Origin of the sequence: uncultured Traorella sp., from assembly GCF_944327115.1 — a bacterium.
Lineage (GTDB): Bacteria > Bacillota_I > Bacilli_A > Erysipelotrichales > Erysipelotrichaceae > Traorella.
The window spans coordinates 22,386-29,821 of record NZ_CALVGS010000033.1; the positions used below are offsets into that span (position 1 = coordinate 22,386).

Annotated in this window: 9 protein-coding genes and 1 other annotated feature; of the genes, 8 read left to right on the forward strand and 1 reads right to left on the reverse strand. The window is 40.0% G+C overall.

Going from position 1 to position 7,436, the window contains the following annotated elements; translation table 11 throughout:
• The first annotated feature begins 11 nt into the window (after positions 1-11).
• The 6 genes from Q0K35_RS02555 to Q0K35_RS02580 all read left to right on the forward strand — a co-directional run bounded on the left by Q0K35_RS02555 (position 12) and on the right by Q0K35_RS02580 (position 5,207).
• The gene (locus Q0K35_RS02555; RefSeq protein WP_294561107.1) at positions 12-209 is read left to right on the forward strand and encodes a DUF378 domain-containing protein; all 198 of its coding nucleotides are present in this window, start codon (positions 12-14) and stop codon (positions 207-209) included.
• A 199-nt stretch (positions 210-408) separates the two neighbouring features.
• Positions 409-1,482 (forward strand): undecaprenyldiphospho-muramoylpentapeptide beta-N-acetylglucosaminyltransferase, encoded by a 1,074-nt coding sequence (gene murG / locus Q0K35_RS02560; RefSeq protein ID WP_294561108.1) that lies wholly within the window; start codon positions 409-411, stop codon positions 1,480-1,482.
• A 5-nt stretch (positions 1,483-1,487) separates the two neighbouring features.
• Positions 1,488-2,396 carry a UDP-N-acetylmuramate dehydrogenase gene (gene murB, locus Q0K35_RS02565; protein ID WP_294561109.1) on the forward strand — a complete coding sequence of 303 codons (909 nt, stop codon included), beginning with the start codon at positions 1,488-1,490 and terminating at the stop codon, positions 2,394-2,396.
• Positions 2,378-3,157: an FtsQ-type POTRA domain-containing protein gene (locus Q0K35_RS02570; protein WP_294561110.1), complete on the forward strand. Its 780-nt coding sequence runs from the start codon at positions 2,378-2,380 to the stop codon at positions 3,155-3,157. The genes murB and Q0K35_RS02570 overlap by 19 nt, the downstream gene beginning before the upstream one ends.
• Before the next feature lie 54 nt (positions 3,158-3,211).
• On the forward strand, positions 3,212-3,571 hold the full coding sequence (locus Q0K35_RS02575; protein WP_294561111.1) for an Asp23/Gls24 family envelope stress response protein: 360 nt from the start codon (positions 3,212-3,214) through the stop codon (positions 3,569-3,571).
• 7 nt (positions 3,572-3,578) lie between these two features.
• Positions 3,579-5,207 (forward strand): DAK2 domain-containing protein, encoded by a 1,629-nt coding sequence (locus tag Q0K35_RS02580; protein ID WP_294561112.1) that lies wholly within the window; start codon positions 3,579-3,581, stop codon positions 5,205-5,207.
• Between the two features lie 205 nt (positions 5,208-5,412).
• Here the strand turns inward: Q0K35_RS02580 and trpS are convergent, their stop codons facing one another.
• Positions 5,413-6,402, reverse strand: coding sequence for a tryptophan--tRNA ligase (gene trpS, locus Q0K35_RS02585; RefSeq protein ID WP_294561113.1), 990 nt, complete (start codon positions 6,400-6,402; stop codon positions 5,413-5,415).
• Positions 6,403-6,433: 31 nt separating this feature from the next.
• Positions 6,434-6,631, reverse strand: a binding site (T-box leader).
• A 95-nt stretch (positions 6,632-6,726) separates the two neighbouring features.
• Between trpS and spx the strand changes: the two genes are divergently transcribed.
• Together spx and Q0K35_RS02595 are read left to right on the forward strand one after the other, a co-directional pair.
• Positions 6,727-7,164: a transcriptional regulator Spx gene (spx, locus tag Q0K35_RS02590; RefSeq protein ID WP_294561114.1), complete on the forward strand. Its 438-nt coding sequence runs from the start codon at positions 6,727-6,729 to the stop codon at positions 7,162-7,164.
• 101 nt (positions 7,165-7,265) lie between these two features.
• On the forward strand, positions 7,266-7,409 hold the full coding sequence (locus tag Q0K35_RS02595; protein ID WP_294561115.1) for a hypothetical protein: 144 nt from the start codon (positions 7,266-7,268) through the stop codon (positions 7,407-7,409).
• The last annotated feature ends 27 nt before the right edge of the window (positions 7,410-7,436 follow it).

The following is a 7,436-nucleotide window of genomic DNA, read 5'->3' on the forward strand; positions in this document are numbered from 1 at the left end:
AAGGAGAACTTATGGAAACAATACAAAAAAGCTGTTTGGTTTTAACGGTAATCGGTGCCATTAACTGGGGATTGATCGGAATTCTTAATTTAAATCTAGTAACTCTTCTTTTCTCAGATAGCTTGCTTACAAACATTATCTATGTTTTGATCGGAGTAAGCGGAATTGTAAATATCGGGGTTTTATTTAGTCATATCCGAACGGAATAGACTTCATGAAAAAGCGTTTTCTAAGGGATCAAAAAGATTTATTCTTTTTGATCCTTTAAATTTATGATTAGATAGTTAGAATTTTATTTTGAACGAAAAGTGATTTTTAATAGTATAAGGAAGATACAGGGATTGATTTCAGGAATTTCTCATTCAAAAATGTGATAACACGTGCTATAATACACAAGAGGTGTATTTCATGAGGATTTTGATTGCGACAGGAGGTACAGGCGGACATATCTATCCGGCACTGGCTTTGGCAGATGCTGCTAAGAATCGGTATGCAGACTGTGAAATACTTTTTGTAGGAAATAAGAATCGAATGGAATCGAAGGAGATTCCCCAGCATGGCTATCGTTTTATCGGATTGGAAGCGAGCGGGCTGAGCGGCAGTATTTTAAATAAGCTGAAGGCACTGGGGCAGATGAGCACTTCCTATGTGAAGGCTTTAAAAATCGTAAAAGATTTCAGGCCGGATATTGCGATTGGTTTTGGCGGATATGTCAGTGCGCCAGTCATGATGGCTGCTCATAGCAGGAAGGTGAAGACGATGCTGCATGAGCAAAATTCCATCGTTGGCAAGGCAAATAAGCTGTGTATGAAATTTGCAGATGCAATCGTTATCTGTTACGAGAAATGTTTTGATGAATGTGACCGAAGCAAGACAAGGCTTTTAGGAAATCCAAGAGCCAGTATCGTGAAAAAGCATCCTTTTAATCAGGAATATTATAACTCATTAGGTTTAGATCCCTCTAAACCGCTGCTTTTGGTTGTGATGGGCTCATTAGGTTCTACAAGCGTGAATGAAGCGATGATACAGGCTTTGCCGGAAATTGATCCGAAAAATCAGATTCTTTTTGTGTGTGGCCGGGGAAACTATGAAACCGTCAGCAAAGCGATTGCATGCGATAATATCAAAGTGGTGGAATATGTCGATCAATTGGCGATCCTTGAAAAAGTGGATTGCATCATTTGCCGGGCAGGTGCCACGACGGCAGCTGAAATTACGGCTTTTGGTATTCCGAGCATCCTGATTCCATCGCCGTATGTTGCAAACAATCATCAGTTTTATAATGCCAGCGTCCTTGTTGAAAAGAAATGTGCCTTTATGATCGAAGAAAAAGATTTAAATGCAAATACGTTGTTTGAAAAAGTGTCGCGTATATTAAAAAATGAACGTCTGAAAAATGAAATGAAGAAGAATGCGAAAGCGGCAGGATTTCCAAATGCCAGTGATGACATGCTGGATTGGATAGAAGAATTGGTAGGGTGAAAAGAATGAATGAATGGATCAGCCATTTAAATGAATATTGTGATGTTTTAGAAAATGAGCCGTTGGCTCTGCATACGACATATAAAGTAGGAGGAAAGGCCCGTTACTTTGTATATCCGAAAAATGAGATTGCTTTGATGCGTCTTTTGAAAGATGCGAAAGAAAATCAGATCGAAACGAAGATCATTGGCAAAGGAAGTAATTTATTAGTCAGTGATGATGATTATGAAGGCATGGTCATTTGTCTGGACAGATATTTTAATGAAGTCGTTTTTGAAAAGAATAAGGTCAGCGCTTATGCGGGGCAGAGCATCATCTATCTTTCGCATGAAGCAATGAAAAGAGGACTTAGCGGTCTTGAATTTGCCAGCGGGATTCCGGGAACGGTAGGCGGTGCCTGCTTTATGAATGCCGGTGCTTATAAGAGTGCGATGAAGGATGTCGTTGAAGCGGTCTGGGTGCTTAAGGAAGGTAACTGTGTGTGGATGAGCGTTGAGGAATGTGAATTTTCTTATCGCAGCAGTATCTTTAAAAAACATCCTGACTGGGTCATCTTAGCTGTACGATTCCATCTGACGCCAAAGGATCCGCTTGAGATCAAAGAGCTGATGGATAGTCGTCGTGAACGACGAATGGCTTCACAGCCTTTAGACAAGCCGAGTGCCGGAAGCGTATTTAAAAATCCGGAAGAGATGCCTGCCTGGAAGTATATCGAAGAGAGCGGATTGCGGGGAAAGAGCATCAATGGTGCAAAGGTAAGTGAGAAGCATGCTAACTTTATCGTGAATGAGAAGGAAGCAAAAGCACAGGATATCTATGATCTGATAGAGCTGATTCAAAAATCTGTCTATGAGAAATTTAATGTTTTTCTGAAAGCAGAAGTGGAGTGTTTTAATTGGAAGAGAAGATCTTAAGCATTGAGGAAAAACTACTTCGGCAAGCAGAAAGAAAACGCCGAAAAAAAAGAAAACGAAAACTGATACGGCTCGTTTTTCTTTTATGTGCCTTGTGTCTTTTGGTTTTCTATCTTCTCAGTGATATGTCAAAGGTCAAATCGCTCACCGTGTTGAACAATACCTATTATTCAGATGAACAGATCTTAGAAAAGGCTCATTTGGATTATAACTCTTCTTATCTGCTGACCATACGTTTTTGGGTCAACCATCTTCTAAAGCAGGATCCTTTAATCAGATCCGCTTCCTTAAGCAAGGATCTTCAAGGAGGCTTTACGATTACTATCGAAGAGGAAAAGGTGATCGGTTATTTAAGCAGCGATCCTTCACAGGTTCTGATACAGGGTGTCGGAATTCAGACGATCCATGACATTGAGCTTCAAAATGTGCCGCGGATCGGTGCGTTTACAGATGATCAGCTGCAATTGCTCGATGATGCCTTTGAGGATGTGGATACGGAGGTCTTAGCTATGGTGAGTGAGATCTTACCGCATTCGGAAAGCTATAATGCGAATATGGTGCGGATCGTCATGAATGATGGCAATCGGATCACGACCAGCTATAATGGCATTCATTTATTAAATAGTTATAAAAAGATCTTGCCGCAGCTGGAAGGGACACATGTCTGTCTTTTCATGGATGAATATAGTGGAAATATCATTAAGCAAAATACGGATTGTGTAAATTCTTCAGGTGAAGAAAATCCACAAAATAATGAGTAAACTTTGCCTTTACATGATAAATGGTTTATAATGATATAAAATGGAGGAATTTGTATGTCTATTTCAAAGAGTACGCAGTATGGAAATATCAATATTTCGATAGAAGCGATTGCATCACTGGCAGGTGGAGTCGTTACTGAATGTTATGGCGTAGTCGGTATGGCAAGCCAGAAAGTATTTCAGGATGGATTAGCTGAGATTTTGAAAAAAGAAAATTATTCAAGAGGAGTTATCGTTCATGAAAATGAAGGACATCTTGATCTGGATCTATATATTATTGTAAGTCATGGCGTTAAGATCAGTGAAGTCGTTCATGAAGTACAGAAGAAAGTAAAATATGTTTTAGAGAAATCGCTTGAACTTGAATTCGGCAATATCAATATTTATGTTCAAGGCGTTAAGATGATGAAATAGGTGGATTATGGAAAAGATAGATGCGTTAACATTTAAAAGAATGATTGAAAATGGCGCCATCCATTTAGGCAATCACTATACGGATATTGATGCTTTGAACGTATTCCCTGTACCTGATGGTGATACGGGAACGAATATGTCTATGACATTCTCAGCAGGTGTCAAGGATGCCTTGGCTTGTGGATCGGATCGTGTAGATGAGATCGCGAAAAGACTTTCCAAGGGACTTTTGATGGGTGCCAGAGGAAATTCAGGGGTGATCCTGTCACAGATCTTCAGAGGTGTTTACCAGAGTTTTGACGGAAAGAAAGATATTAGCGGATTAGAACTGGCAGAGGCTTTCGTCAATGGTTCCCGTGTGGCTTATAAAGCGGTCATGCGTCCGGTAGAGGGAACGATCTTAACGGTGATTCGTGAGTCGGCCGACTATACTTTGGCTTTTGCGACAGGCAAGGAAGATGTAACACCTCTGGAAGTATTGGAATATCTGGTGAAAGAGGCGGATGAATCTTTGAAAAGGACCCCGGAACTTTTACCGGTATTGAAAGAAGTAGGTGTTGTCGATAGCGGCGGTGCAGGTCTTCTTTTAGTGCTTCAGGGCTTTGCGATGGCCTTGCGGGGCGAATTTTTGGAAAAAAGTGAAGCCGCTGCTGTTGAAGGTGCGCAGAGTGCTGTGGAAAGTGAAGAATTCGGCTATTGTACTGAGTTTATCATTCAGTTAAGCGATCAGGGCATGAAGACTTTCAAGGAAGATGCATTGAAAGAATCCTTGTCACGAATCGGTAATTCATTGGTGGTTGTTCAGGATGATGATATCGTCAAGGTGCATGTCCATACATTGACACCGGGAGATGCTTTGAATCTCGGACAGCGCTATGGTGAATTTTTAAAGCTGAAGATTGAAAATATGTCTGTCCAGCATGAAAATATCATGGTGAATGCACAGGAAGAGTTTAAGGATCATCCGGAAAAAGAATATGCCATCATTACTGTTGCGGCCGGTGAAGGATTAAGCAATGTCTTTAAAGAACTCAGAGCCGATGTCGTGATCAGCGGTGGTCAGACGATGAATCCTTCTACGGAAGATTTTGTAGAAGCTATCAATTCATGTAATGCACGTCATATCTTTGTTTTACCGAATAACTCGAATATCGTACTGGCAGCGCAGCAGGCTGAAAGCATCTGTGATGCGGATCAGGTCGAAGTGATCGTACTGCCAACCAAATCAATACCACAGGGGTATGCGGCATTGATCAATTTCAATCCGGAAGTAGATGCCCAGACGAATCGTGAAAATATGATGGCAGCTGTTGAGCATGTAAAGACAGGTCAGGTAACCTTCGCAATCAAGGATACGACTTATGAGGGACTTGAAATCAAGGAAAATGAATATATGGGTATCAAAGAAAAGGATATCATCGTATCGCTTCCTGATAAAACAGCAAGTACCCGTTATCTGCTTTCTCATATGATCGATGAAGACAGTGAGCTGGTAACATTGTTTACAGGTGAAGATGTCAGCGAAGAAGAATGCAGTGAGATCGAAGCTTATCTTGAGGAGCATTATCCGGATGTGGAAGTAGAAGTCATAGACGGCGGACAACCGGTGTATTCATTTATTATTAGCGTAGAATAAGAAAAGATATACCCTCTTTACCGGATAACCGGTAGGGAGGGTTTTTATGTATGACAAAAAGGTGTCGATAAACCGGCAAGTGATTTATTTAGATTGTCGATGATAAGTATGATACTTTTTGATCATGGAAAAGCTGCTTTCTTGCATATAAAAGAATGTTCAGAAACAAAAAAAACCTCCCTTTTATCGTAAGGGAGGTGATTGATTAGCTGAAGATCTGAAAGCCTAATTTCTTTTTAACTTTTCTTACTTTTTTGAAGGCGACAGCCTGTGCCTGCTGTTTGCCGTCGGCGAGTACACTTTCACAAATACCGCTCGCTAAAATATCACGATATTTTTCCTGCAGGTCGCTTAAGAAACTTTCAACCGTAGCACCGATTTCTTTTTTTAATTCGCCATATCCTTTACCTTGATAACGTTCTACGATTGATTCGATCGCTTCACCGCTCAAAGCTGCCTGAATCGTAAGCAGATTGGCAAGACCCGGTTGATTTTCAGGATCATATTGAATGATGCCGAGTGAATCTGTGACTGCTGACATGATTTTCTTTTTTGCGAGCTTAGGATCATCTAAGAGATAAATCGTACTTTTGTCATCATTTTCAGATTTGCTCATTTTCTTTGTCGGTTCAGTTAATGAATAAATTTTGGCTCCTACCTTTGTCACCAATGGCTCCGGAACGACGAAGGTTTCACCATAGCGGTTATTGAAACGGATGGCAATATCCCGAGTCAGTTCAACATGCTGCTTCTGGTCGATGCCTACGGGTACATAGTCAGCATCATAAAGCAAGATATCTGCTGCCATCAGACATGGATACGTAAATAAACCGGCAGTAAGATTTTGTTCTCCCTTAGCGACCTTGTCCTTATATTGGGTCATTCGCTGCAATTCTCCCATATAAGAATGGCAGGTCAGCATCCAGCCAAGCTCTGCGTGTTCATGAACATCGCTTTGGAGAAATAAGGTAACTTTTTTTGGATCAAGACCACAAGCTAAATATAGGGCAATCAGATCCTTGGTATTTTTCTTTAATTCTTTTGGATCACATGGCACGGTTATCGCATGCAGATTTGCGATAAAGATAAACATTTCATATTCATCCTGATATTTGATGAATTCACGGATTGCGCCAATATAGTTTCCCAGCGTCAATTTACCGGTTGGCTTGATGCCACTCAACATTCTTTTCATAATCACACCCTCCTAAATAAAAAACGCCCCTTACAGGGACGTAAAAATACGCGGTACCACCCAATTTGCTCATAAGAGCCACTCTTGCGATAACGGATCTACCGTCTGCCGACTTATGCCGGCAAATGCTCCAAAACCCCAATTTCAGATACTTTTTTGTATTCCTTTCACCAGCCGGAATATCTCTGTATGACCCAAAGCACTTACTTCGTTTCTTCATAGCTTTGTCATTATGATACACTCTTTCTTTTAAAAAAACAAGTGTGAAAAAACAATTGAAATTATTTTATTATCATATATAATTAAAAGAAAGGAGGGATGTGCTTGATTATTTTATATACATCTCCGGGCTGTGCTTCCTGCAGGAAGGCAAAACAATGGCTCAAAGATAATGATTTAAAGTTTGTTGAGAAAAACATATTCACTACATTACTGAAAGAGGATGAAATCAAATATCTTTTGTCAAGAACCGAAAATGGTACAGAAGATATTATTTCAACACGTTCAAAAGTATTTCAGGAAATGGATGTAAATTTGGATGATATGGGATTGAATGAGCTTGTTCAGTTCATTCGTGAGAATCCAAGCATTATGAAAAGACCGATTATATTAAATGAAACGAATTTGGTCGTAGGTTATGATGATGATGAAATTACATCGTTTATTCCGAGCGAGGTAAGAAAAGCAGCAAGAAAGGCTTGTAATCCGAGCTGTGCCAATTATGATGTCTGTGGTTATGTGAGAAAAGAGGATGAGGAGTAGAAAGCAGTGTTAACTGCTTTTTTTAATAATAATATAATAAATAATATAAAATATATAAGATATAAATATAGATAAGAATAAGCCCAAGGATAATGACTGCCATGCATGAAACGGCAAACAAAAAAGGGGAGAGGGAGGAGGGGAGAAAAAGAGAAAAAAAAGTAAAAAAAAGCGTTGACAGGAGAGGGAGTAAGTGGTATTATATACAAGCACTCGCAAGAGGGCGCACGGTCTTTGAAAACTGAACAAGAAACGTCAATTTCAAAAGGATA

Bases quoted from the DNA above. Each gene is read 5' to 3' on its own strand.
- Q0K35_RS02575 (WP_294561111.1), top strand. From the start codon at position 3,212: ATGTCTATTTCAAAGAGTACGCAGTATGGAAATATCAATATTTCGATA.
- murB (WP_294561109.1), top strand. From the start codon at position 1,488: ATGAATGAATGGATCAGCCATTTAAATGAATATTGTGATGTTTTAGAA.
- Q0K35_RS02555 (WP_294561107.1), top strand. From the start codon at position 12: ATGGAAACAATACAAAAAAGCTGTTTGGTTTTAACGGTAATCGGTGCC.
- trpS (WP_294561113.1), bottom strand. From the start codon at position 6,402: ATGAAAAGAATGTTGAGTGGCATCAAGCCAACCGGTAAATTGACGCTG.
- Q0K35_RS02595 (WP_294561115.1), top strand. From the start codon at position 7,266: ATGCATGAAACGGCAAACAAAAAAGGGGAGAGGGAGGAGGGGAGAAAA.
- Q0K35_RS02580 (WP_294561112.1), top strand. From the start codon at position 3,579: ATGGAAAAGATAGATGCGTTAACATTTAAAAGAATGATTGAAAATGGC.
- murG (WP_294561108.1), top strand. From the start codon at position 409: ATGAGGATTTTGATTGCGACAGGAGGTACAGGCGGACATATCTATCCG.